This is a genomic window from Amycolatopsis sp. NPDC043885 (genome assembly GCF_056435685.1).
On the sequence record NZ_JBWKEA010000004.1, the window covers coordinates 251,849 to 275,379 of the forward strand.

A 23,531-nucleotide genomic window follows, 5' to 3' on the forward strand; every position below is an offset into this window, starting at 1 on the left:
GATGGAGGTGGGTCATGGGGAACCCGTTCGAGGAAATGCGTCCGGTGGAGGAACTGGTCGACGGTGGGGCGACCGCGGTGCGCGCGGCGGTGCTGCGCAAGGCGACCGAAGCGGTGGTCGCGAACGCCCGCGACGCGACGGATTGCCGGATGCTGCTGGAGATGCTGGGGCTGCATTCCGACCGGTCGGCGCGAAGCGACGACGAGGCCGCCTGAGCCGCGGTCCGGAAGTAACTGAATGTGGCGGCAGTTGCTCGTAGTCCGTGAAGGCCTCCTTCCCTACCCTGAAGGTAGTGAAGGAGGCCTTCACGGACTGGGAAGGCGACCACGTCGCCAGGTCAGCGGGCTGTGAGTCGCCGAACATGCCCTGAAGGCCCCTTTGAGACGCTGGATGTCTCGAAGGAGGCCCTCAGGGCGTGGGGTTTCCGAGGCGTGCCAGCGCGCGCCGAAGAAGTCACCCTTAAAGCGGTACCGGGGCGGCTTCAGCGCCGCGGCAGCACGCAGAATTCGTTCTCTTCCGGGTCGGCCATGACCACCCAGTGGTCCGACTCGGGGTCTTCGAGGATCTTCGCGCCGAGTGCCACGAGCCGGGCGACCTCCTCGCGCTGCTCGAGTTCGGTGGGCGCGATGTCGAGGTGCAGCCGGTTCTTGCCCGACTTCCCCTCGGGGACCGGCTGGAAGAGCAGGCTCGGCACATCGGGGCTCTTCAGTTCGACATAGGTCACCCCGTGACCGTCGGTCCACCGGTCGGTCTCGGGGTAGCCGAGTGCTTCCTTCCAGAACGCGGCCAGCGCTTCGGCCTCACGGCAGTCGACGGTGACGGCGAGCATCCGGGTTCGCATGGCTCCACGGTGGCACGGAACGGCGAGGTTTGCCGGATGCGCGGACGGGCATCCGGCGGGCAACGGAAAACACCCGCCGAAGGGAGCACCATGAAGGCCGTCACCTGGCACGGGAAACGCGATGTCCGGGTCGACACCGTCCCGGATCCGAAACTGGTCGAACCGACCGACGCCGTCGTGCGGATCACCTCGACCGGGATCTGCGGTTCCGACCTGCACCTTTACGAGGTACTCGGCGCCTTCATCGACGAGGGAGACATCCTCGGTCACGAGCCCATGGGTGTCGTCGAAGAGGTCGGGTCCGGGGTGACGGACCTGAAGCCCGGCGATCGCGTCGTGATCCCCTTCAACATCTCCTGCGGCCACTGCTTCATGTGCGACCGCGGCCTTCAGTCGCAATGCGAGACCACGCAGGTCACCGACCGCGGAAAGGGCGCCGCGCTGCTCGGCTACACCAAGCTCTACGGCCAGGTCCCGGGCGGCCAGGCCGAATACCTGCGCGTCCCGCAGGCCCACTACGGCCCGATCAAGGTGCCGGACGGCCCGCCGGACGAGCGTTTCGTGTACCTCTCCGACGTCGTGCCCACGGCTTGGCAGGCCGTCGACTACGCGAACATCCCCGAGGGCGGCACGGTCGTGGTCTTCGGGCTGGGCCCGATCGGCCAGTTCTGCTGCCGGATCGCGAAACACCGGGGCGCGGGCAAGGTGATCGGCATCGACCTGGTGCCGGAACGGCTCGCGAAGGCCGCCGCGGCCGGCGTCGTCACCTACGACACGCGGGAACACAAGTACCTCGGTGAGGTCATCCGCGAGGCGACCGGCGGCCGGGGCGCGGATTCGGTGGTCGACGCCGTCGGGATGGAGGCGCACGGTGCCCCGATCGGGCGGCTGGCGCAGAATCTCGTCGGACTCCTGCCCGATCCGATCGGGGCGAAGATCACCGAGAAGGCCGCCATCGACCGGCTCAGCGTGCTGTACGCGGCCATCGACTGCGTGCGGCGCGGCGGGACGATCTCGCTGAGCGGCGTCTACGGCGGCATGCTCGACCCGCTGCCGATGATGGAGCTGTTCGACAAGCAGATCACCTTGCGGATGGGGCAGGCCAACGTCCGGCGCTGGATCGACGACATCATGCCGCTGATCACCGACCCCGCCGACCCGCTCGGCGTCGAGGGTTTCGCGACGCACAAGCTCCCGCTGGCGGAGGCACCGCACGCCTACGAGATCTTCCAGAAGAAACAGGACGGCGCGGTCAAGATCCTGCTGGAGCCGTCGGCGGCTTGAGGTGTCGGCACGCGGATGCCGGGTATCCGGTATGCGGATCCTGATGAAAGGAGCGATGCGATGACCACGGCACGAGAGATCATGACCGCGGGCGCGACCTGCGTGTCCGCGTCCGAAACCGTGCTCGACGCGGCGAAGAAGATGGCCGCCGAGTCGGTCGGCGCGGTCCCGATCTGCGGTGAGGACGGCAAGCTCAAGGGCATGTTGACCGACCGCGACATCGTGGTGAAGGTGCTGGCCGAGGGCAAGGATCCCAGGGCACTGCACGCCTCGGAACTCGCCCAGGGCGAGGCGGTGACGATCGGCGCGGACGACGACGCCGAGGAGATCATGCGCACCATGGCGAACCACAAGGTCCGGCGCCTGCCGGTGATCGACGGCCACAAGCTCGTCGGCATCGTGGCACAGGCAGACGTGGCGAGGGCCCTGCCCAACCCGGACAGCGGCGAGCTGGTGGAAGCGCTGTCCCACGACTGACCCGCCATACTCCTTCGGTGGCGTTCTTCGACATCGAAGGCTATGCACCCGTGTGGCTCTCCGGACTCGACACGATCCGGAGAGCCCACGGGGATCGTTTGCGTGCTTTGGTGGGCAAACGGCTGCGGCATGTCCACCTCACCTGGTTCGTCGAGTACGCCGAGTGGCTCTCGGACGCGCCCGTGGTGGTGGACTTCGGTGCCGAACGGCTGGAGATCACGCACTGGAAGTTCGACGAGCTCTCCCTGACCTGGAACACGATCGACCCGTACGGGAAGTCCTCATGGGACTGGGGTGATCCGGCCGAGCCCAGCCCGCTCCGGTGGCGACAGGACGTCTTTCCGGAACTGTCCGCTTTGGAGGGTCAGGTGCTCCAGGACGTCGAGCTGCTCGACTGCGCGACGCGGGACATGGCGAACGGCATGGTGGCGCTCGGTTTCGTCTTCCCGCGAGGCCGGTTCACCGTCTTCAACGCCTTGGACGAGAACGGAATCGAGTTCACCGAGCCGGACTGCTCCTATCAGAAGCATTCCCTGGCGGGCTGAAAACGGGATGCGTCGGTCTTCGATCTTGGTGATACTTCCCGGCATGTCCCGGATCAAGCTGGCCGAAGCGCTCGTCTCGCGCGCCGACGCGACCAAGAAGGTGGAGGCGCTGCGCTCCCGGATCGTCGACAACGCGCGGCACCAGGAGGGCGAGGAACCGTCGGAAGACGCGTCCGCCTTGCTCGTCGAGGCCGAAACCGCGCTGGACGAACTGGAATCGCTGATCCAGCGGATCAACCGGACCAACGCCGCGACCCCGCTGGGGGAAGGCACGATCACCGACGCGATCGCGCGCCGCGACGTCCTCCGGCTCAGGCACGGCGTCCTCACCGCGGCCGCCGACGCCGCGGCCGGCCGTAACCAGGGCGGCTACGGTCGCCAGCTCCGGTCGGAGCTGCGGTACCTCTCGGCGCTCCCGGTCGCGGAACTGCGGTCCCGCGCGGACCGGGTCGCGGGGGAGATCCGGGCGGTCGACGTCGAGATCCAGCGCACCAACTGGGAGACCGACCTCCTGGACTGAACGTGGAAAGCAGGTAGCCCTCCGGGAAGCGGGCACAAGCCGAGGGCCGGCGGTATTCCGGCTCGCCTGGTACGTGGCGGGCAGCGTGGGGTTCGACTCCCCGATCACAACTCCGCCCAGCACGACGCACAGGTGACGGCGCAAACGGCACAGTTCATCACCACGTGCCGGTCCCGGAAGGTGAGGGCGGGTACGGGGTCTTTCCACGCATTCCCGGTGACGTCTTTCCACGCATTCCCGGTGACACAGTGGTCTTCCCGACACTCTTCACCCCGTCGAGGCATGGGCGGAGCTGATCGACTCTGTGCCAAGGTGAAGAGCGGAACAACCCAAGAGCCCAGGTGGTGACCCCGGATGGCACTGAAGATCGGTTACAAGGCGTCGGCCGAGCAGTTCGGCCCGCGCGACCTCGTCGAGTACTCCGTGCTCGCCGAGCAAGTCGGGCTGGACAGCGTGATGGTCAGCGACCATTTCCAGCCCTGGCGGCACCAGGGCGGGCACGCGCCGTTCTCCTTCGCGTGGATGGCGGCGGTCGGTGAGCGCACCGAGCGGGTCGTGCTCGGCACCAGCGTGCTGACGGCGACCTTCCGCTACAACCCGGCCGTGGTGGCACAGGCGTTCGGCACCCTCGGCAGCCTGTACCCGGGCCGGGTGCTGCTCGGCGTCGGCAGCGGCGAGGCCCTCAACGAGGTCGCGGTCGCCCGGATCGAGTGGCCTGCGTTCAAGGAGCGGTTCGCGAGGCTGCGCGAGGCGATCGAGCTGATGCGCAAGCTGTGGTCCGAGGAGCGTGTCACGTTCGAGGGCGAGTACTTCCAGACCACGGACGCCACCGTGTACGACCGCCCCGAGGGCGGGGTGCCGATCTACATCGCGGCCGGTGGCCCGGTGATGGCGAAGTATGTCGGCAAGCAGGGTGACGGCTTCATCTGCACCAGCGGCAAGGGTATGGAGCTCTACACCGACAAGCTGCTGCCCGCGGTCGCGGAAGGCGCGGAGCAGGTGGGCCGCAGCACCGGCGACATCGACAAGATGATCGAGATCAAGCTGTCCTACGACCCGGACCCGGCGCAGGCGCTGGAGAACACCCGGTTCTGGGCGCCGCTCTCGCTGACGCCGGAGCAGAAGGCCGGTATCGAGGACCCGGCGGAAATGGAAAAGGCCGCGGACGCGCTGCCGATCGAGCAGGTCGCCCGCCGCTGGATCGTCACTTCCGACCCGGCGGACGCGGTCGAGCAGATCAAGCCGTACGTCGAGGCGGGCTTCAACCACCTCGTCTTCCACGGTCCCGGCCACGACCAGGAGCGGTTCCTGCGCTCGTTCTCCGAACAGGTCGTCCCGGGGCTCCGCGAACTCGGCTGACCCGGCGCGGACGGCGGCATCGCGGGAGGCGGTGCCGCCACTGGGGTCAGGCGTGTCAGGACTCGGTGACGAGCTTGCCGATCTCCTGGTCGAAGTCGAACCATTCCGGCTCGGAGCCGGCGGGCACGAGGTCGTAGGTGCGGTCGAGGAACTCGGCCAGCTCCTGCGCCGGAGCTTCGAGGACGGCACAGCCGTCGGGCGCGCTGAGCGCGAAGATCACGATCGAGGTGTCGTCGGCCGGGCTGATGATCACGTCGCCCTCACCCGATGGGGTGAGGAGTCCGTCCGCGAGGAGGTCACGGCCGAACATCCAACGCACCGTCCCGCCGCCCGAGTGGTAGGCCACCACGACGGCGTAGGGGTCTTGGGGGTCGTATTCGAGGTCGGCCCGCACGGGGAGCGGGTCCGCACCGAAAGTGCGCAGGCCGAAGACGATCGTCCCCCGGATGAGGTCGCTTTCCCTGTCCAATGCTTCAGCCCCTTACGTTCGGTTGCTGTTGATCTTCAGCTATGGATAACGCAATGTGAAGCCTTTTCGTGACCCGAGTTGACAAGGTTCACACGTTCGGCTGAGAGCTGCGTCTCATGTGCTCACTCACCGTCTTCGGTGGGCACGTGCGGTGAGCAAGCGGAAAGGCGACCAGTCGTGCAAAAGAAAGAGACTTCGCACGTGCATATTCCGATGAAGGAAATATGGGCAGCCATTTGGCGGAGTGAATCCATATTCTTGGCGGTTTAAGATCGGCACGCGTCGTTCAAATGTTTCCATGAGACCGGCGCGGCTCAGTCCTGGACCTCGGCGAGCGTGATCGTTGCGGATCGGGAGGGAGCGGTAATGGGCGTACGGATCGCCGTCGTAATTCCCAGGGAAGACCTCGCGCGGCGGGAAACGAATCAAGGGCCAGGTGGGCGGACGATACCCGGACGTGTTTCTTCTTCGCCGGGTTTCGGGACCGCGCCGTCGGTGCCCTGCGTCCAGGGGTGTCGCCGTGATTGACCGGCTCCCGATGCGCGTCGGGCAGGCCGACATCGACCGGCTGGAGAGCGTCATCGCCGCGCTCCGGGCGCGTGACTACCGGGAAGGCGGCGGGTCCTGCCGGGAGCTGCTGCGCGTGCTGGAGCCGTACGGTGCCGCGCTGCGGCGAGGGATGATGTCCGACCCGCTGGCCCGGCGGCTGGCAGGCGTGGTCGCGGACCTGCACAACCTGAAGGGCTGGACTGAGTTCGACTCGGGTCGCCCGGTGCGGGCGGAGCGGCACTTCCGTCGCGCGCTCGACCTCGCGGCGGAGGCGGGTGACGACGACCTCCTCGCCAACATCCGCTACCGGCTCGGCCGGATGTACCTGCATCATCGGTCGCCGACGGAGGCGCTCGAGCAGTTCGGTCAGGGACAGGTCGCGGCACGCCGCGCCGGACGGCCGTTGTCGCAGGCGATCCTGTCGGCGAACGAGGCGTGGGCCTATGCGCTGCTCGGGGACGTCCGCCAGGCGCTCGACAAGATTTCCCTTGCCCCGGAACAATTCGCGGACTCCGCAGGCGACGCCGTCCCGTCGTGGTCGGCCTTCTTCACGGCCAACGACCTGGCCGCGATGATCGGCACGGTGCGCACCGAACTCGCCAGGCTCGTCGACGTCCGCCACAGCCGGAAGGCCATTCCCGCGCTCACCGAAGCCATCGAGGGCTATGGGCCGGACATGGTGCGCAGCCGGTCGCTGACGATGATCTGGCTCGCGGTCGACCACGCGCTGGAGGGTGATCTCGACCGGGCGGCGGAGGTCGGTCTCGCCGCGATGGACATCGCGGACGGAATCCGTTCCGCGCGGACGCGAGATCGTTTACGGCCACTGTCGGAAAGCCTGCGGAAGCGGGTGGGCGATATTGACGCGCGAGATATCCTTGACCGGATCGCAACATTTCGTGCCAGTGCCTGAGTGCCGGAGAATGAGTGTGGGAACGGCCGGATCAATTCCGCCGGGCGTAGGCTCGCGGGTATGAAACGGACTTCGTTCGCGCAGTGGCCGTGTTCGATCGCGCGCACCATGGACCTGCTCGGCGACTGGTGGACGCCGCTGGTCCTGCGGGAGGCGTTCTATGGGATCCGCAGGTTCGACGAGTTCCAGCAGCAGCTCGGTATCGCGCGGAACACCCTCGCCGACCGGCTGCGCCGCCTGGTCGCGGAAGGGTTGCTGGAAAAGCGCGCCTACCAGGCCGACCCCGTCCGTTACGACTACGTGCTGACCGAGAAGGGCTCGGATTTCTACGGGGTGCTCGCCGCCATGTCGCGCTGGGGCGACCGCTGGCTCTCCGGGGACGACGGGCCGCCGATCACGCTCCACCACGAGACCTGCGGGCACGAGACTCACGCGGAGGTCGTCTGCGCGCACTGCGCCCGGCCGCTCACCGCCGAGAACACGCGGGCCCGGCTCGGTAGCGGCTACCCGCCGAAGCTCGCGAGCCGCCCCGACGTCGTACGTCGATTCGCCACACAAGAGGGTTTGACAACGTAAGTTCATCTACGCAACTATCGAGGTCACGGGCATGGGAGGGTGACCACGATGGAGTGGACGGGTGCGAAGTACGCCGACAAGCCGACGGTCGAGGTGCAGGCGTGGATCGACGCCGTTCCGGAGCGGGTCTGGTCGATCGTGTCCGATGTACGGCTTATGCCCGAAATGAGCCGGGAACTCCAATCGGCCGAATGGTGCGACGGCGCGACCGGCGAAGCCGCGGTCGGCAGGCGGTTCGTCGGCCACAGCAGGCACGACGCGTTCGGCGAATGGGAGACGACGTCGTATGTCGTCGAATGTGAGGCGCCGCGTGTCTTCGCCTGGGCGGTGCAGGACCCCGAAACGCCGACCGCGGTGTGGCGCTTCACGCTGGAGCCCGAGAACGGCGGGACGAAGCTCCAGCAATGGATGCAGATGGGGCCGGGACGGTCCGGTCTTTCGCTGGCCATCGACCAGATGCCGGACAAGGAGGAGAAGATCGTCTTCGTCCGGCTGCGCGAGTTCGAGAACGCGATGACCGGGACCCTCGCCGCGATCAAGGAGCGCGCCGAGGCGGACGGCACGTGATGCGGACGGCGACCACGGTCGAGGCGTCCCGCGGCTGGCGGGAGACGCTGGATTTCGTGCTGGAGGCCGAGAAGCTCGGTCTCGACGAGTGCTGGGTCGCCGAGGCCTGGGGTTCGGACGCGCCGTCCGTGCTCGGCTATCTCGCCGCGCGGACCGAGCGGATCCGGCTCGGCTCGGGCATCATCCAGCTCGGCACCCGGACCCCGGTGGCGATCGCGCAGACCGCGCTGACCCTCTCGGAGCTTTCCGGCGGCCGGTTCGCCCTCGGGCTCGGCGCGTCGGGACCGCAGGTGATCGAGGGGCTCCACGGGGTTCCGTTCGCGCGGCCGCTGACGCGGATGCGGGAAACGGTCGCGATCATCCGCCAGGCGTTCGCGGGGGAGAAGATCTCGTTCTCCGGCAAGGTATTCGAGATCCCGCTGCCGGGGGAGAGCAAGCCGATGCGGCTGTCGACGGCGCCGAATCCGGATATCCCGATCCATCTGGCCACGCTCTCGCCGAAGCTGCTGGAGCTGACCGGCGAGATCGCGGACGGCTGGCTGGGCACCAGTTTCGTCCCCGAGGGGGCACAGGCCTATTTCTCGCATCTCGACGCCGGCCTCGCGAAGGCGGGCCGATCGCGCGCGGACCTCGAAGTCTGCCAAGGTGCCGAGGTCGCCTTCGCCGCGGACGAGGACGAGTTGCGCGGGACGGTCGCGGCCCGCAAGGCCGAACTCGCGTTCAGCCTCGGCGGGATGGGTTCGGCGAAGACGAACTTCTACAACAACGCCTACAGCAGGCAAGGCTGGGCCGAGGCGGCCGCGGCGGTGCGGGAGCGATGGCAGGCGGGCGACCGGGAAGGCGCCGCCGCACTGGTGACCGACGAGATGGTGCTCGGCACGACACTGATCGGCACCGAACCGATGGTCGCCGACCGGCTGCGCGTCTGGCGGGACGCCGGGGTCGACACGGTCCGGCTGTACCCGGCGGGGGAGGCGGTCGCCGACCGGCTCACCACTCTCGGCCGGGCGCTGGATCTGGTCCGTGCGTTGGGCTGAATGTCCGCGCCGGTTGAGGTGACCGGCCGAGCGCGGCGGGTCCCGCCTGCTCCAAGCGGGTAGAACTTGTTTCACTTTTCCGGCCGACTGGAGAACATGACCTCGCTCGATCCCCACGCGAGGAGGATTCATGGGTCCCGATTCCGGTCTGTCCCGGCGCCAGGTCCTGCTCGGCACCGGGCTCGCGCTCGCTTCGGGACTGCCGTTCGCCGGGACGGCTTCGGCCGCCTCCACGGTGCTCGGTGAGTACGACGTCGTCGTGGTCGGGGCGGGCGCGGCGGGGATGACCGCCGCGCTGACCGCGGCGAAACGCGGCCTCAGCTGCGTGGTGCTGGAGAAGGCGGCGAAGTTCGGTGGTTCGGCCGCCCGGTCCGGGGCGGGGATCTGGATTCCGTGCAATTCGGTGCTGGCCGAGGCCGGCGTCCGCGACACCCCGGAACAGGCCGCCCGGTACTTGGCCGCCGTGGTCGGCCCGTCGATCCCCGCCTCGCGTCAGCAGGCGTTCCTCGCCAACGGTCCGGCGATGCTGTCGTTCGTGATGGCCAACAGCCCGCTGCGGTTCCGCTGGATGGAGGGCTACAGCGACTACTACCCGGAGCTGCCCGGCGGGATGCCCGGCGGCCGCTCGATCGAGCCTGACCAGCTCGACGGGAACATCCTCGGCGCCGAACTGGCCAATCTGAACCCGCCCTACCTCGCCACGCCCGCGGGGATGGTCGTCTTCAGCGCCGACTACAAGTGGCTCGCGTTGGCCGCAGTCAACCCGAAGGGCGCCGCGGTGGCGGCCGCCTGCCTCGCGCGCGGCACGGCCGCCGCGCTGGCCGGGCAGAAACCGCTCACCATGGGCCAGTCGCTGGCCGCGGGACTGCGGGCCGGATTGCAGCGCGCCGGGGTCCCGGTCTGGCTGAACACGCCCCTGACCGATCTCGTCATCGAGAACGGGAAGGTCACCGGCGTGACCGTCGCGGCGGGCGTGGTGAAAGCCCGGCGCGGCGTCATCGTCGGCTCCGGCGGGTTCGAGCACAACGCCGCCATGCGGGCGGAATACCAGCGCCAGCCGATCGGTACACAATGGACTGTCGGCGCCCGGTCGAACACCGGGGACGGGATCCTGGCGGGTAAGCGTGCTGGAGCGGCGCTGGACCTGATGGACGACGCCTGGTGGGGACCGGCGATCCCGCTCCCCGGCGAACCGTACTTCTGCCTCGCCGAGCGGACCCTGCCCGGCGGGCTGATGGTGGACGCGGCCGGCAAGCGATTCGTCAACGAAGCGGCGCCCTACAGCGACGTCGTGCACACGATGTACGACCGGAACCCGACGTCGCCCACCATCCCCGCGTGGCTGGTCGTCGACCAGCACTACCGCAACCGGTATCTCTTCCGCGACATCGCGCCGCTGTTGCCGTTTCCCGGCGAGTGGTACTCGGCGGGGGCGGTCAAGAAGGCGTGGACCGTGGAGTCGCTCGGCAGCGCGATCGGCGTTCCGCCGCAGGCGTTGCGCGCCACGGTCAACCGGTTCAACGGGCAGGCGCTGTCCGGTGTGGACAGTGACTTCCGCAGGGGCGCCAGCGCTTACGACCACTACTACACCGATCCGTACGTCCTGCCGAACTCGTGCCTCGCGCCGCTCTGGGAGCCGCCCTTCTACGCCTTCAAGATCGTCCCAGGCGACCTCGGGACCAAGGGCGGGATGCGCACCGACGCGCGGGCGCGGGTCCTGCGGGCGGACGGCTCGGTCATCCCCGGCCTGTACGCCGCCGGGAACGCCAGCGCGGCGGTGATGGGCAACAGTTACGCGGGGGCGGGGTCGACGATCGGCCCGGCGATGACCTTCGGGTATGTCGCGGCGAACGATCTCGCGGATCAGCCGGGCTGAGGCTTCATTCGTCTTCGAGTGCCTTGTGCGGTCGAAGTTGTGATGGGACGAAGGGAACGCCGTCCAAGGTGGAGTCGGTGAACCTGATGTCACCGCTGAACGTCGTTCCGTCGAACGTGGTGTAGCTGCTGAAGGTTACCTGGTTGAACCAGGCGTCACCCGCGAACGCGGCTTCGGTGAAATAGGACCGATGCGCGAACGTCACACCGGGAAGGTAAGCGTCTTCGAAGAACGTGGCGTCATCGAAGGTCGCACTGTCGGCGAAGGTGGCCTTGCTGAACACCACGCTGCCGGTGAACGTCGTGTTCGTGAAGCGAGCCTTGCGCAGGAACGAGGCGGAGCGAAATGTGGCGGTCCCTTTGAAGGTGGCCGCGTCGAATCTGGCCATGGCTTCGAAGGTCGCTTGATCGAATCGTACGTTGCCGGTGAACCGTGCTTCCGAGAACCAGGAGTCGCCGGTGAACGTGACGCCGTCGAACCTGGTTTCCCCATCGAAGTGGATGCCCATGAGCAAGGTGTCACCGCAGAACCGGGCGTTCGAGAAGCGGGCGTTGTTGAGCCGGCAGTCGCGGAGCATGACGTCGATCAGCAGCGCGCCGCTGAGATCCAGGTCGATGTCCGGCCAGAACCGTTTCCCGTCCTGGTAGTTCGGGTCGAGATGGTCGGCCAGGATGCGTTGGGCGGTCGTTCGTACTTCGCGTTCTTGAAGTTCACTTCGGTATTCGTCGTGGATCTCCTTCTCTGCGGTGGGATCGGGAGGCTTGTCAGGTAGTTCGTAAGGCATGCGCAGATAGGCACTGATCACATTGACGATCGTCTGACGTTGTGAAGGATTGTCCTGCGCCAGGCGATCGAGGGCGTACAGCCCGGCGAGCCGAACGGGCGCCTTGTCGGCTCCCAGCTGCTCGACTGCTTTGAGGTAGAGGTCGCTGATCCGCCGCTCCGCGGCATCGTGGCGAGCGTCGTCGTTGGCCTGTTCTCGCAGCTGGAGGTCATGGCGTTTGGTAATGAGGTCCTGTTCCGCGGTCTGCTGGCGTCGAGCGGCCAGGAGCAGCGCGATGGCGCCGCCCGCTCCGAGCACGATCGTGCCGACGGTGCGCACACCCTCCAATCGGGCCTTGTCGGCGTCTGTCCCTTTTCCGTAGAGAAAGAACAGCACCCAGCAAGCGGCGACGGCGAAGATCAGGAGAAGTCCGGCGCACAGGGTGATGGTGCGATTCGACAGGGTTCGATGTTTCCCTTCGGAGGCGCCGGTCGGTCGGGTTCGCGACTTCTCCGGAGCGTGGGAATCATCGGCCATCGGACCATGATCGCAGCGCGAGGCCGGTTTCGAATCTGGCGAATACGTGATACGTCCGGGCGTGTTCAGACTGGTCGGGACGTTTCTCGCGCCGGAGTGAGGACGCGGTCGGCGAGCTTGAGCCGTGAAACGGCGATGACGAGCACGAAAGCGATGAGCGCGGCGACGGTCCGGACGACGTTGTAGGTCTCCCACTGATCGAGGATCGCCGCGTGGTCGGCCGGTGCCGAGGTGGTCGCCCAGACCTTGATCCGGCCGTTGATGGGCACGTTCCCGAAGCGGGTGACCAGGAACGACGTCACGACCAGTGCCGCGGCCACGCCGGCCAGCTGTCGCGGCCGTCCTCGGCTCAGGAAGGCGAGCGCGAGGGAGCTGATCGCCGCGAGCGCCATCGCGGTCTGCATGACGACGCCGTTCCGCTGCATCAGCGCGGTGTGGAAGGTCAGCCGCACGTCGAGCGGGACGACGTCGAACGTGGCGGCGACGTTGACCGCGCCGTAGCCGAACGCCCCCGCGAGCAGACCTGTCGACAAAAGGGCGACACCGGTGACGAGACCCGACTTTATCTTTGACATGCTGTCAAACATAGTGACCTGAGTTAGGGTTGACAACATGTCCGAGCTAGCCGAGGGGCGGCAGAGGCGGCGGCGGACCGACGCCGATCGCAGTGTCGCTTCGATCCTCGCCGCGGCCAAGGAAGTCCTTGGCACACAAGCCCATGCGAGCGTCGAGGACATCGCGAGAGCGGCTGGGGTGAGCAGGCAGACCGTCTATGCGCACTTCAAGACCCGCGAGGCGCTCCTGAGCGCGGTGATCGACGCGGTGTCCGAGGAGGCCGCGAACGAGATGGACGCCGCGCGGCTCGACGAGGGTCCCGCCGCCGACGCCATGCTGCGCCTGCTCGACGTCGGCTGGAGGATGTTCCGGCGCTACCCGCTGCTGCCCGCCGGCGCCGCCGAAGAGAACGATCCCGAAGCCGACCGGGACCGGCATTCGGCGGTGGCCGATCATCTGGACCGGCTGCTCACCAGGGGCAAGGCGTCGGGGGAGTTCGACCAGGACCTCGCGAATCCCTGGCTCGTCAACGCGATCGTGGCGCTCGGCCACGCCGCCGGCCACGCCGTCGACGCGCAGCAGCTGACGCTCGAAGACGGCGTCGACGCGCTCGCCGAGAGCGTCCTGCGGCTTTGTGGTGCCGCTCGGCGGGACTGACGGACACGGAACGCCCCGAAGCGCTCACGGCCGGTTCCGCACCCGTTAAGGTGGGGCGTTCGCGTGGCATCAAGGGCTGGGGGGTCCGCCATGATCATCAAACGTGCCTATCACCACGGGGATCTTCGTCGTGCGCTCGTCCTCGCCGCACGGGAGCTCCTCGTCGAACGAGGTCCGGAGGGGGTGAGTCTGCGCGCCGCGGTCGCCAAGGTGGGTGCGTCCACCGCGGCGCCGTACCGGCATTTCCGCGACAAGGACGCGCTGCTGGTGGCGGTCGCGTTGGAGGGGCACGCCGAAGTGCAGGGCCGCCTGCGGGCCTGCGGCCCCGGGACGGTGACCGCGCTCGGCCGGTCCTACCTCGGCTTCGCCCTGGATAATCCGGCGCTGTACCGCCTGATGGCGGGCGCCGGGATCGGTGACCGTGCCGCGTACCCGGAACTGGCCGAGGCGCACCGGGTGACCTGTGCGTTGCTGGCCGACCGGGTGGGGGAGCGGAACGATCCGGATGGTTTCGCGGTCACGCTCTGGTGCCTGCTCCACGGGCTGGCCACGCTCGTGATCGACGGCCACGTCGAGCGCGACGCCGCGGTCGCCGAGGCCGAGCGCAGCCTCGGGCTCCTGGTCCACTAGACGGGGGCGTGGTGCGTCTGCCTCAGGGGGCACTGTGTGGATTTCGGGGCGTTGGATGACCTGAAATCCACACAGTGCCCGCGTGACCGGTCCGGTCACGACGGTCACACCCACGCGCCCACCGGCCACGCCGAGTGACCACATGGGGACCACGCCACCCCTTTGCGCTACCCCTCGACAAGGCCGTCGTGGGTGATCCGCGCCCTGGATCACCCACGACCCGCGGTTCAGCCGATGGACGGGATGAAGGTCGGCAGCCGCCGGACCTTCGTGTCCTGCTCGAAGGCGTAGGCGATGGCCAGCAGCGACGGTTCGCTGAACCGCCCGCCCATGATCGACAGACCCAGCGGCAACGGTCCGGCGTACGCCATCGGAACGGTCATGTTGGCGTAGCCCGACACGGCCGCCGGGCCGGACGAGTCGATCAACAGCGCGCCGTCACCGACACCGAGCTGTGTCTTCCACGCGGCGTTGTTCGTCGGTGCCACGATCGCGTCGAGCTTCTCGCCGCGCAGTGTTTCGTCGAGGCCCCGCCGGGCGGCGCTCGTCGCGGCTTCCCGCATCGCGCGATACGCCGGATCGGTGAGATCGCCGGTGGTCGCCTGGGACCGGTCCCACAGGTTGTGGGTCCAGTACGGCATTTCGACCGCCGCGTGGTCCAGGTTGTACTGGATCAGCCCCGCCAGGTCGGCGGGGTGCTTGCCGCCGGTGGAAGCGAGGTAGGCGTTGATGTCGTGCTTGAACTCGGTCCTGATCGCGGGGAACTCGTTGGCCGCGATGACGTCCAGATAGGGGATGGTGATCTCGACCGTGGTCGCGCCGAGCTTCCGGAGCCTGCTCAGCGCCTGCTCGAACGCCGCCTTCGTCGTGTCGTCCGGCGTGTAGACCTCGCGCCAGACTCCGATGCGTTTTCCGCGCAAAGCGTTGGGGCGCAGGAATCGCGTGTAGTCGTCGAGTGACTGCCGGGCGGCGTCGACGGTGATCGGGTCACGACGGTCGGCCCCGTTGAGCGCCGCGAGCAGGATCGCGGCGTCGACCACGTTGCGTGCCATCGGACCCGCCGTGTCCTGCTGTTTCGACACCGGCACGATCCCGCTGCGGCTGACGAGCCCAAGGCTCGGCTTGACCCCGACGATGCCGTTGGCGCCGGACGGGCAGGAGATCGAACCGTCCGTCTCGGTCCCGACGGCGACGGTCGCCAGGTGCGCGGCGACGGCCACACCCGAGCCGGACGAGGAGCCGCACGGGTTGCGGTCGAGAACGTAGGGGTTGGCGGTCTGCCCGGCGAGCGGGCTCCAGCCGTTCGACGAGCTCGTGGAGCGGTAACTCGACCACTCCGACAGGTTGGCCTTGCCGAGGATGACCGCTCCGGCCTCGCGCAGGTTTTCGACCACTCCGGCGTCGCGGTAGGGGCGGGATTCCAGCAGTGCCGTCGAGCCTGCCGTGGTCGGCTGGCGGTCCGCGGTGTCGATGTTGTCCTTGAGCAGCACCGGAATACCGTCCATGGGGCCCTTCGACCGGTGCCGGTGCCGTCGCACGTCACTCTCCGCGGCGAGCCGCAGCGCATCCGGGTTCGTGGTGAGCACCGCGTGGAGCGTCGGGTTCAGTTTGCGGATCCGCTGCAGATAGAAGGCGGTCAGCTGGACCGAGGACAGCCGTCCGGAGCGCATCGCCCGCTGCAGATCGGGGATCGTCGCCCGCTCCAGGTCGATCCCGGCCACCACGGGGCGGCCGGAAGGTCCCGTGGCCCACGCCGGGACGGCCGTGGTGGCCGACACCGCCGACGCCATGACGAGAAACGTGGCCACGGCCGCGCCACGTTTTTTCCAGGAATGTCTTGTCAAGGAATTCCCTCCTGTTCGAAAGAATTCCTGAACAGTACGTGCGCGGCACCGGTTCGGAACCGGCCCCGAAAAGCGGGGAACGGTGAATTGATCGCCGCGCGGCCGCGGATCCGGTACGCGATCGGTCACGCAAACAGCCTGCTGGGCAAGGGTGATCATGATTTCGGCACTGGGTGGCGCCGGTCGCGGACGCACGGTGAGGGGATATCGGTGATTTCGTCGGAAATATTCCGTCTGCTTTCGGCGCGGCATCCGGTTCCGTGTTGATCGCGGATTGTTCGCGGTTCGCCGATCATCCGGCCCGGTCCGGTCGTGAACATTCCGCGAGCGCGGCGCCGAAGGAGCGTGCGGTGCTCGTCAGCCCGGCCACCGCGGAAACCGGGTCGCGGCGGGCGGGCAGGACGGCGGCGAGTGCCGCCCCGACCCGGCCGTCCGGGGTCCTGATGCCGACGGCCGCGCAGCAGAGTCCTTCCGTGATCGTCTCCGATTCGGCCGCGTACCCGGCCGCGCGGATCTCCAGCGTGTCCGTGTCCGGTTCGGCGAGCGCGGGGTGATGAGCCGCGAGGAGCCGTCCGGCGGCGGTCCCCGGCGGAAGCGGGCGGCCCGGCCACACGGGGACGTCGTCGGCGGGGAGGACGGCGCCCGCGGCGACCAGCGCGCGACCTTCCCTGGGGACCACGAGCACCAGGCTCGCGCGCATCCGCGCCGAAAGCGACGGCAGCCGCTCCTTGGCCAGACCCCGGAGTTCGGGCAGCCAGAACCGCCCGAGACGGAACACCCGCGAACCGATCCGGTAGCCGCGGCCCGCCCGCTCGACCGCGCCCAGGTCGGCCAGCTGGTCCAGAAGCCGGTGCACGGTGGTCTTCGGCAGTCCGGTGGCCCGTACGAGCTGGGTCAGCCCGGCCTGCCCGCCGTGTTCGTCGAGCGCTTCGAGCAACGCGAACGCGCCTTCGAGCACGCCGCGTCCGCCGATGGGTTCCCGCATCGCCCCCCTTTCCCGGAAAAAGGTCACACCGGAGAAGTAAAGTGCGCCCCCGACAGGCCGGGATACGAACTTTCGGGCAGCCGATGGGGTGGTGTTCCGCTGAACGGCCCCTCCGTCGACGTGACCGACACCGCGCCGCGAACCACCCTGCCGGGTCCTGCCTCCCGGCGCGTTCCTGGCATGCTGGCAAGGTTCGCGCGAACACCACAGCTCCAGGGGGACGTCGATAATGGAGGAGATCCGCCGTCTCGCCGACCGGTTCGATCTCATCGAGCCCGTCGGCGGTGGCTCCATGGGCACCGTGTGGCGGGCGCGCGACGAGAACCTGGAGCGCACGGTCGCGGTCAAGGAACTCCTTCTGCCGCACGGAGCCGGTGAGCAGAAGGCCGACGAGGCCAAGAACCGCGCGCTGCGCGAGGCGCGGATCGCCGCGCGGCTGGTGCATCCGCACGCCATCACCGTCTTCGGCGTGATCGACGAGCAGGACCGCCCGTGGATCATCATGGAGTACCTGCCTTCGACCAGTCTCGCGGACAAACTGCGCGAAGGGCCGATGGAGGTCGACGACGTCATCCGCCTCGGCATCCAGCTGTGCTCGGCGCTGGCGGCCGCGCACCGGGCGGGCATCGTCCACCGCGACATCAAGCCCGGCAACGTCCTGCTCGGCCACGACGACACCGTCAAGATCACCGACTTCGGGATCTCGCGGGCGATGGGCGACGTCCAGCTCACCGCGACCGGCGAGATCTCCGGGACACCGGCGTTCCTGGCGCCGGAGGTGGCCCGCGGCGAGGACGCCACGTCCGCCTCCGACGTGTTCTCGCTCGGCGCGACGCTCTACACCGCCCTCGAAGGCGGCACGCCGTACGGCACGGCCGAGAACCCGATCGCGTTGCTGTACCGCGCGTCGAGCGGCGAGATCACCCCGCCGACCAGATCGGGGATCCTGACGCCGCTGCTGAACTGGCTCCTCGACGTCCGGCCGGACAGCAGGCCGACGATGGCCGAGACCGAGCGGGAGTTGCGGGCGCTCGCGGCGGGGGAACCGACGACGCTCGTCGCCGAAGAACCGCCGCCGAAGGCGCGCAAGGGAATGCTGATCGGCGTGATCGCCGTGTTCCTCGTGCTCGCGGCGGCCGCCGCCGCGGCCGTGGTCGTGGTGCTCAGCCGCGACGAGGAGACCCCGTCCGGCCAGGCGCCGCCGCCCTCCCTGTCGCAGTCGGCCGTCCCGACCACGTCGGAGCCGGTCGCGCCGCCGCCATCGCCGTCGTCCGCGCCGACCTCGACACCGTCTTCGTCGTCTTCGTCCGCGCCGCCTCCGGCGCAGACGCCGGGTCAGGCGCTCACGGCGTACTACGCGCTCATCCCGGGGAACCTCCAGGCGGGGTTCGCGACGTTGAGCGACAACTTCAAGCAGAAAAGGAACCAGAGCTTCGAGCGGTATTCGAACTACTGGAAGCAGTTCAGCGCGGTGACCGTGTCGAACGTGACCGAATCCGGCAACACGGTGACGGCGACGCTCACCTACGTGCGGGCCTCCGGCGGGACCACGACGGAGCGGGAGACCTTCGTCCTGGTCCAGCAGGGCGGCCGGTACCTCATCGACTCCCAGCGGGCAGGCTGAGTTTCCCGGCGAGGCGCTGAAGCCATGCCTCGACCTCGTCGGGGGAGCGGTCCGGGAGGCCGAAGATCGTCTCGGTGACCCCGGCCGCCTCCAGCTTGGCCAGGTTCTCCGGATCCGGACGGACGCCGAGCGCCGAGATCTCCGGTTCGCCGGCGCGGCCCGCCTCGCGCCAGATCTCGCGCAGCCGCCGGGCTTTGTCCTCGATGTCCGTGTCGCCGGGCGTGGTGAGCCAGCCGTCGGCCGACTTCGCGATCCAGCGGAACGTCTTCTCCGTGCCGCCGGCGCCGACGATCACGGGGATATGCGCTTGAGCCGGTTTCGGCCACGCCCAGCTGGCGCCGAACGAGACGAACTCTCCCTCGTACGAGGCTTCGTCCTGTGTCCAGAGCGCGCGCATCGCTTCCAGGTACTCGCGCAGGACCGTTCGCCGTTTGCCGCCGGGGACGCCGTGATCGGCCAGTTCGTCGACGTTCCAGCCGAAGCCGACGCCGAGGGTGACCCGCCCGGCCGAGAGGTGATCGAGACTGGCGATCGTCTTCGCCAGCGTGATCGGATCACTCTCGACCGGGAGGGCCACCGCCGTCGCGAGCCGGATCCGGGTGGTCACCGAGGCCGCGGTCGCCAGCGCGACCCACGGGTCCAGCGTCCGCAGGTAGCGGTCGTCGGGCAGCGACGAGTCGCCGGTGCGCGGATGTGGTGCCTCCCGTTTGACCGGGATATGCGTGTGTTCCGGCACGTGGAAGGTGTCGAAGCCCGCGGCTTCGGCCGCCCGCGCGGCGGCCGCCGGGCTGATACCCCGGTCACTGGTGAACAGCACTATCCCGTGTCTCACATCCGGTCACGCTATTAGAACGTGTTTCAGTTCGCAACCGTGGTGTGCAGGGTGACCGGCAAGGCGTTCAGCCGCCAGGTGCCCGGGTCCGGGATCCGCAGCAGGCCGTCGGCGAGGGCGAGATCGGGGAATCTGCGCAGCAGGGCGGTCAGCGCGACCTCGGCCTGAACCCTGGCCAGGGAAGCGCCGAGACAGAAGTGCGGCCCATGGGCGAAGGCGAGATGCCAGGCGGGCCCCGCCGCGCGCCGGATGTCGAAGACGTCCGGGTCCGGGAAGGCTCTCGGGTCCCGGTTCGCCGCCGCGATCGCGACGGTAACAGGTTCTCCTTCGGGGATGACGACATCGCCGATCCGGACGTCCGTGGCGGCGAACCGGGGGATCGTCAGCAGCTGCGGGCTCTGCCAGCGCATCACTTCCTCGACCGCGCCGGGCATGAGCGCCGGGTCCTCGCGGAGCTCGGCCAGCTGTGTGGGATGGGAGAGCAGGATTTCGACGGCGTTGGCGATGAGGTTGCCGGGCACCTGGCCACCCAGCACGAGTTGCCAGACCAGGGCGACCAGTTCGGTTTCGCTGAGCCGGTCGCCGTCTTCGGCCTGGATCCGGAGCAGTTGCGAGACGACGTCCTCGCCCGCGTCGAGTTTCCGGTCCGCGATGGCGGCGAGCGCGCCCTCGACGATCCCGGGGACCGCTTTCGCGAGTCCCGCGCCGTCGCCTGCCGAGACCAGGGCGCCGTATTCGCGCCACCGCGGGCGGTCGGCCGCGGGGATGCCGACCAGTGCGCAGATCACGTCGACCGGCAGTGGACGCGCGAAGGCGGTGACCAGGTCGATCCGGTCTTGCCCGGCGAGTTCGTCGAGGAGGTCGTCCACGAGCCGCTCGATCCCCGGGCGGAGGGCGGCGGCCTTGCGCGGGGTGAACGCGGGGGCGACGAGCCGCCGGAGCCGGAGGTGTTCCGGGCCCTCGGCCTCCTGCATCGTCCGCATGTACGGGCGGCAGTGGTCGGGGATGTCCATCCGCTGGTAGCTGTTCGCGCTCAGGGCGAACCGCGGGTCGCTCAGCATTTTCCGCGCCTCTTCGTGGCGCAGCACCGCCCACATCGAGAACCCGGGTGCGCTGAGTTTGGCGATCGGGGAGCGCTCACGGACCGGTCCGTAGGCGGTGAACGGGTCGCGCAGGACCTCGGGGTCGGTCAGGAGGATCTCGGGAACGTCGGTCAAGGTGGCTCTCCCAATTCGGATGTTCAAAACAGATGTTCTCATCATTTGAATGGTCAAGGTATCTTGATCCGGGTCCGAGGGCAACGTGCCGGCAGACGGGAGGCCGATGGTCCGGCTGAGCAGGGCGGAGACGCAGGAGCGCAATCGCGCGAAGGTGCTGGCCGCCGCGCGTGACGAGTTCGCGGAACAGGGCTTCCGGGACGCCAAGATCGACGTCATCGCCGAGCGGGCGGAGCTCACCCGCGGCGCGGTCTACTCGAACTTCCCCGGAAAACGTGCGCTGTACTTCGCCGTTCTGGCCGAGCTGGCCGAACAGGCCGCGGGGGCGCCGCACGCGGTGCCCGGCGAGACGCTCGAGGGCGCGCTGGGCGCACTGGCCAGGTCGAGAGTGGCCGCATTTCCCCTGGACGACGATCAGGCCGGCCTCGCGCGCGACCTGATGCCGGAAGTACTCGCGGACGAGCGCGTCCGGCGGCCGTTCGCTCAGCTGGTGAAGCTCAACGGCCTCCTGCTGGGGCTCGCGCTGGAGCGGCTCGACCCGCCGGAGCGGCCGCCGGGGTCGCCGATTCCGCGCCGGGTCCGGCTCGCGGAGACCGTGCTGACCACCCTGCACGGCGCCGGCCAGCTGGCGGCCGCCGCGCCGGGGCTCGTCGAACCCTTCGACGTCGTGAGCGCCTGCGAACGGCTGGCGGGGCTGGCCTTCAACGATTGGTGGGCGCCGCCGGTGATCGCGCCCGCGGCACAGGCGGCCGACCGGCCTTGGTCACCGCCCGGGGCCGTCGATCTCGTGCGCGCCGAATCCTTCGTACCCGCCGACGGCGTGGTCGTGGTTCTGGGCACGCACCGGCTGGCCGCCGCGGAAGAGGCCGTCCGGGCCTCCGGCGGCGAAGTCACCGTCGTCGTCGTGACCAGTGAGCCCGCCGAGCTGGTGCCGCTGACCCGGCTGATCGTCGCGGAAGTGTGCGGCGGTCTGCGGCAAGCCTTCCCGGAACCATTCCGGCCGCGACTGCGCGTGGTGTGCGACGCGACCGGGACGCTGGCGGCGGCCGCGGGGGTGCTCGCGGTCAGCGACGAGACCGAGGTCGCGATCCGCGTCGAACGAGGCCGGATCGTCGCCACGGCGGACGGGCGCGGCGCGGGTCACGCCGTCTCGGGCGAAGTGTCCCGTGTGGACAGCGCCTAGACGATGTCGGTGTGCCGGATCCGGTACACCTGCAGGCGAAGCCCGTAGTACTTGTCGGTTTCCCCGACCCAGATCATCCCGAGCCGTTTCGCGGTCGCGATGGCACGCACGTTGTTCGGCCGCGCGACGGCGAAGAGTTCGTCCGTGTCCTGAGTGAACGCCCAGCCGATCAGCGCGCGGGCGCCCTCGGAGGCGTAACCCTCGCCCCAGGCGTCCGGATGCAGCTGCCAGCTGATCTCCAGGTCCTCTTCGTACGGTGGCAGCAGATGGATGCTCAGCCCGCCGACGACCAGGCCGTCCTCCTTGCGCTGCACCGCCCATCTCCCGCGCGGCGGCACGAGATTCGGCTGCGCCTGTTGCCAGGCCTGCAGAACCGAACGCATTGCGGCGGCGTCGGTCACCCGGTCCATCGCCGGGGTGAGCCACCGGGTCACGTCGGTGGTGCCGTAGATCGCCAGCGCGGCTCCGGCGTCGTCCTCGGACCAATCACGGACGACGAGCCTTTCGGTGGTCAAGTCCATGACAGAACGTTACGCGCACCGGCGGGGCCGTGGGGTGTCCGGATCATGACAACTCGGCAACCCGGCGTACCTTGGCCTCATGCGTGCCGACGCCTCGACGACCCCCGAACAGGCCTGCCCGATCGCCCCGGTGGTCGACCTCGTCTTCAGCCGCTGGACCACGCCGATCCTGTGGGCGCTCAACGAATTCGGCAGGCAGCGGTTCGTCGAACTCGAGCGGCACATCGGTTCGATCACGCCGAAGGTGCTGACGCAACGGCTGCGGCAACTGGAACGCGACGGCCTGCTGACCCGGACCTATCACGCCGAGGTGCCGCCCCGGGTCGAGTACGAGATCAGCGACCTCGGCCGGAGCCTGGCGCCGCTTTTCGCGACCCTCGCGGACTGGTCGACGGAGAACCTGCCGAAGGTGGAAGAGGCCCGGTCGGCCTACGATTCCGCCTCCTGAGCCGGCTCTGTCGCTTCCAACCCCCGCAAGTAGGTGACTAGTTGCGGCGGGCGCTTTCTTGACCGATCGGTCCAGATGTGGCTAGGCTTCTCTCGTGTCCCGAGTAAAGGAATTCGATGTCGACGCGGCCTGCGAAGCCGCGCTGGAACTGTTCTGGCGGCAGGGGTACGAGGCCACCTCGATCAGCGACTTGGTCGCCGAACTCGGCATCGGCAAGGCGAGCCTCTACGCCACGTTCGGCACCAAGCACGAGCTGTACCTGAGGGCCTTGAACCGCTACATCGCCAGGGGTAACGAGCGGTTCGTCGAGGACTTCGCCGGGCCGGGCCCGGCGCTCGCGGGCGTGCGACGGCTCATCGACCGGTATCTCGCCGAGATACTGGGCGAATCGGGTCGTAAAGGCTGTTTCGTGGTCAACGCCGCCATGGAGATGATGCCGAAGGATCCCGAGGTCGCGCGGGTGGTCGAACGCAGCTGGGACGCGCTCGAACTGGCCGTGCGGATGGCGTTGAGCCGCGCGAAGGCGCAGGGCGAACTCGACGCCGCCGCGGATCCGGAAGAGCTCGCCGGTTTCCTGCTCACCGTCCTGCAGGGCATGCGGGTGCTGGGCAAGGGGCCGGATCCCGCGGCGCGGGTCAGGGCTACCGCGAAGCAGGCCATCGCGGTACTCGACGCCGCTCGCAAACACTAATAATGGAACGATCGGACCAGAAAGTGGTTAC

At 68.7% G+C, this 23,531-nt stretch carries 26 protein-coding genes; 17 read left to right on the top strand and 9 right to left on the bottom strand.

Translation table 11 applies throughout. The features are described 5' to 3' along the window. Positions 1-14: 14 nt before the first annotated feature. Complete coding sequence (locus AC069I_RS16190) at positions 15-215, top strand: hypothetical protein (RefSeq protein ID WP_340682925.1); 201 nt, start codon at positions 15-17, stop codon at positions 213-215. Between the two features lie 266 nt (positions 216-481). On the opposite strand, the gene AC069I_RS16195 is transcribed toward AC069I_RS16190, so the two are convergent. After that, the gene (locus AC069I_RS16195) at positions 482-841 is read right to left on the bottom strand and encodes a VOC family protein (RefSeq protein ID WP_478230057.1); all 360 of its coding nucleotides are present in this window, start codon (positions 839-841) and stop codon (positions 482-484) included. Between the two features lie 90 nt (positions 842-931). Between AC069I_RS16195 and AC069I_RS16200 the strand changes: the two genes are divergently transcribed. The 5 genes from AC069I_RS16200 (at position 932) to fgd (ending at position 5,026) form a co-directional block, all read left to right on the top strand. Next, positions 932-2,125 carry a zinc-dependent alcohol dehydrogenase gene (locus AC069I_RS16200; protein ID WP_478265838.1) on the top strand — a complete coding sequence of 398 codons (1,194 nt, stop codon included), beginning with the start codon at positions 932-934 and terminating at the stop codon, positions 2,123-2,125. A gap of 60 nt (positions 2,126-2,185) precedes the next feature. Next, the gene (locus AC069I_RS16205; protein WP_478230058.1) at positions 2,186-2,602 is read left to right on the top strand and encodes a CBS domain-containing protein; all 417 of its coding nucleotides are present in this window, start codon (positions 2,186-2,188) and stop codon (positions 2,600-2,602) included. 98 nt (positions 2,603-2,700) lie between these two features. After that, a complete protein-coding gene (locus tag AC069I_RS16210) occupies positions 2,701-3,147 on the top strand; it encodes a hypothetical protein (protein ID WP_478265731.1) in 447 nt (148 codons plus the stop codon). A gap of 43 nt (positions 3,148-3,190) precedes the next feature. Continuing rightward, on the top strand, positions 3,191-3,667 hold the full coding sequence (locus tag AC069I_RS16215) for a DIP1984 family protein (RefSeq protein WP_395875435.1): 477 nt from the start codon (positions 3,191-3,193) through the stop codon (positions 3,665-3,667). Positions 3,668-4,021: 354 nt separating this feature from the next. After that, positions 4,022-5,026 carry a glucose-6-phosphate dehydrogenase (coenzyme-F420) gene (gene fgd / locus AC069I_RS16220; RefSeq protein WP_126730730.1) on the top strand — a complete coding sequence of 335 codons (1,005 nt, stop codon included), beginning with the start codon at positions 4,022-4,024 and terminating at the stop codon, positions 5,024-5,026. A gap of 55 nt (positions 5,027-5,081) precedes the next feature. Here fgd and AC069I_RS16225 read toward each other — a convergent pair whose 3' ends face one another. Beyond that, positions 5,082-5,495, bottom strand: a complete 414-nt coding sequence (locus AC069I_RS16225) for an SsgA family sporulation/cell division regulator (protein WP_478230060.1) — start codon at positions 5,493-5,495, stop codon at positions 5,082-5,084. Between the two features lie 538 nt (positions 5,496-6,033). Between AC069I_RS16225 and AC069I_RS16230 the strand changes: the two genes are divergently transcribed. The 5 genes from AC069I_RS16230 (at position 6,034) to kstD (ending at position 11,013) form a co-directional block, all read left to right on the top strand. Further along, positions 6,034-6,957, top strand: coding sequence for a tetratricopeptide repeat protein (locus AC069I_RS16230; RefSeq protein ID WP_478230112.1), 924 nt, complete (start codon positions 6,034-6,036; stop codon positions 6,955-6,957). 60 nt (positions 6,958-7,017) lie between these two features. Beyond that, positions 7,018-7,533 (top strand): winged helix-turn-helix transcriptional regulator, encoded by a 516-nt coding sequence (locus tag AC069I_RS16235; protein WP_478230061.1) that lies wholly within the window; start codon positions 7,018-7,020, stop codon positions 7,531-7,533. 48 nt (positions 7,534-7,581) lie between these two features. Next, a complete protein-coding gene (locus AC069I_RS16240; RefSeq protein ID WP_478265732.1) occupies positions 7,582-8,100 on the top strand; it encodes an SRPBCC family protein in 519 nt (172 codons plus the stop codon). Continuing rightward, positions 8,100-9,137: an LLM class flavin-dependent oxidoreductase gene (locus AC069I_RS16245; RefSeq protein WP_478265733.1), complete on the top strand. Its 1,038-nt coding sequence runs from the start codon at positions 8,100-8,102 to the stop codon at positions 9,135-9,137. The genes AC069I_RS16240 and AC069I_RS16245 overlap by 1 nt, the downstream gene beginning before the upstream one ends. A 130-nt stretch (positions 9,138-9,267) precedes the next feature. After that, entirely contained in the window at positions 9,268-11,013 is a 1,746-nt protein-coding gene (kstD, locus tag AC069I_RS16250) for a 3-oxosteroid 1-dehydrogenase (RefSeq protein ID WP_478230064.1), read from the top strand. Between the two features lie 4 nt (positions 11,014-11,017). Here kstD and AC069I_RS16255 read toward each other — a convergent pair whose 3' ends face one another. Beyond that, the gene (locus AC069I_RS16255; RefSeq protein ID WP_478232572.1) at positions 11,018-12,313 is read right to left on the bottom strand and encodes a pentapeptide repeat-containing protein; all 1,296 of its coding nucleotides are present in this window, start codon (positions 12,311-12,313) and stop codon (positions 11,018-11,020) included. 65 nt (positions 12,314-12,378) lie between these two features. Next, the gene (locus AC069I_RS16260; protein ID WP_478230066.1) at positions 12,379-12,888 is read right to left on the bottom strand and encodes an anthrone oxygenase family protein; all 510 of its coding nucleotides are present in this window, start codon (positions 12,886-12,888) and stop codon (positions 12,379-12,381) included. Between the two features lie 37 nt (positions 12,889-12,925). Here AC069I_RS16260 and AC069I_RS16265 point away from each other — a divergent pair, with 37 nt between their 5' ends. Both AC069I_RS16265 and AC069I_RS16270 read left to right on the top strand, forming a co-directional pair. Next, the gene (locus AC069I_RS16265) at positions 12,926-13,525 is read left to right on the top strand and encodes a TetR/AcrR family transcriptional regulator (protein WP_478230067.1); all 600 of its coding nucleotides are present in this window, start codon (positions 12,926-12,928) and stop codon (positions 13,523-13,525) included. A gap of 90 nt (positions 13,526-13,615) precedes the next feature. Further along, the gene (locus AC069I_RS16270) at positions 13,616-14,155 is read left to right on the top strand and encodes a TetR/AcrR family transcriptional regulator (RefSeq protein WP_478230068.1); all 540 of its coding nucleotides are present in this window, start codon (positions 13,616-13,618) and stop codon (positions 14,153-14,155) included. Positions 14,156-14,382: 227 nt separating this feature from the next. On the opposite strand, the gene AC069I_RS16275 is transcribed toward AC069I_RS16270, so the two are convergent. Both AC069I_RS16275 and AC069I_RS16280 read right to left on the bottom strand, forming a co-directional pair. Then, positions 14,383-15,945 (bottom strand): amidase, encoded by a 1,563-nt coding sequence (locus tag AC069I_RS16275; RefSeq protein ID WP_478265839.1) that lies wholly within the window; start codon positions 15,943-15,945, stop codon positions 14,383-14,385. A gap of 346 nt (positions 15,946-16,291) precedes the next feature. Next, on the bottom strand, positions 16,292-16,984 hold the full coding sequence (locus tag AC069I_RS16280) for an IclR family transcriptional regulator (RefSeq protein WP_478230069.1): 693 nt from the start codon (positions 16,982-16,984) through the stop codon (positions 16,292-16,294). Between the two features lie 229 nt (positions 16,985-17,213). On the opposite strand from AC069I_RS16280, the gene AC069I_RS16285 reads away from it, so the two are divergent. Next, entirely contained in the window at positions 17,214-18,608 is a 1,395-nt protein-coding gene (locus AC069I_RS16285) for a serine/threonine-protein kinase (RefSeq protein ID WP_478265734.1), read from the top strand. On the opposite strand, the gene AC069I_RS16290 is transcribed toward AC069I_RS16285, so the two are convergent. Together AC069I_RS16290 and AC069I_RS16295 are read right to left on the bottom strand one after the other, a co-directional pair. Then, entirely contained in the window at positions 18,583-19,440 is an 858-nt protein-coding gene (locus tag AC069I_RS16290; RefSeq protein WP_340682911.1) for an LLM class F420-dependent oxidoreductase, read from the bottom strand. The two genes, AC069I_RS16285 and AC069I_RS16290, sit on opposite strands and share 26 nt — an antisense overlap. Positions 19,441-19,466: 26 nt before the next feature. Next, positions 19,467-20,657, bottom strand: a complete 1,191-nt coding sequence (locus AC069I_RS16295) for a cytochrome P450 family protein (protein ID WP_478265735.1) — start codon at positions 20,655-20,657, stop codon at positions 19,467-19,469. Between the two features lie 106 nt (positions 20,658-20,763). On the opposite strand from AC069I_RS16295, the gene AC069I_RS16300 reads away from it, so the two are divergent. Next, on the top strand, positions 20,764-21,840 hold the full coding sequence (locus AC069I_RS16300) for a TetR/AcrR family transcriptional regulator (protein WP_478232414.1): 1,077 nt from the start codon (positions 20,764-20,766) through the stop codon (positions 21,838-21,840). Here AC069I_RS16300 and AC069I_RS16305 read toward each other — a convergent pair. Then, positions 21,837-22,361, bottom strand: a complete 525-nt coding sequence (locus tag AC069I_RS16305; RefSeq protein ID WP_478230074.1) for a GNAT family N-acetyltransferase — start codon at positions 22,359-22,361, stop codon at positions 21,837-21,839. The two genes, AC069I_RS16300 and AC069I_RS16305, sit on opposite strands and share 4 nt — an antisense overlap. Positions 22,362-22,440: 79 nt before the next feature. Between AC069I_RS16305 and AC069I_RS16310 the strand changes: the two genes are divergently transcribed. Continuing rightward, positions 22,441-22,809 (top strand): winged helix-turn-helix transcriptional regulator, encoded by a 369-nt coding sequence (locus AC069I_RS16310; protein WP_478265736.1) that lies wholly within the window; start codon positions 22,441-22,443, stop codon positions 22,807-22,809. Between the two features lie 94 nt (positions 22,810-22,903). Beyond that, positions 22,904-23,500, top strand: coding sequence for a TetR/AcrR family transcriptional regulator (locus tag AC069I_RS16315; protein ID WP_478265737.1), 597 nt, complete (start codon positions 22,904-22,906; stop codon positions 23,498-23,500). The last annotated feature ends 31 nt before the right edge of the window (positions 23,501-23,531 follow it).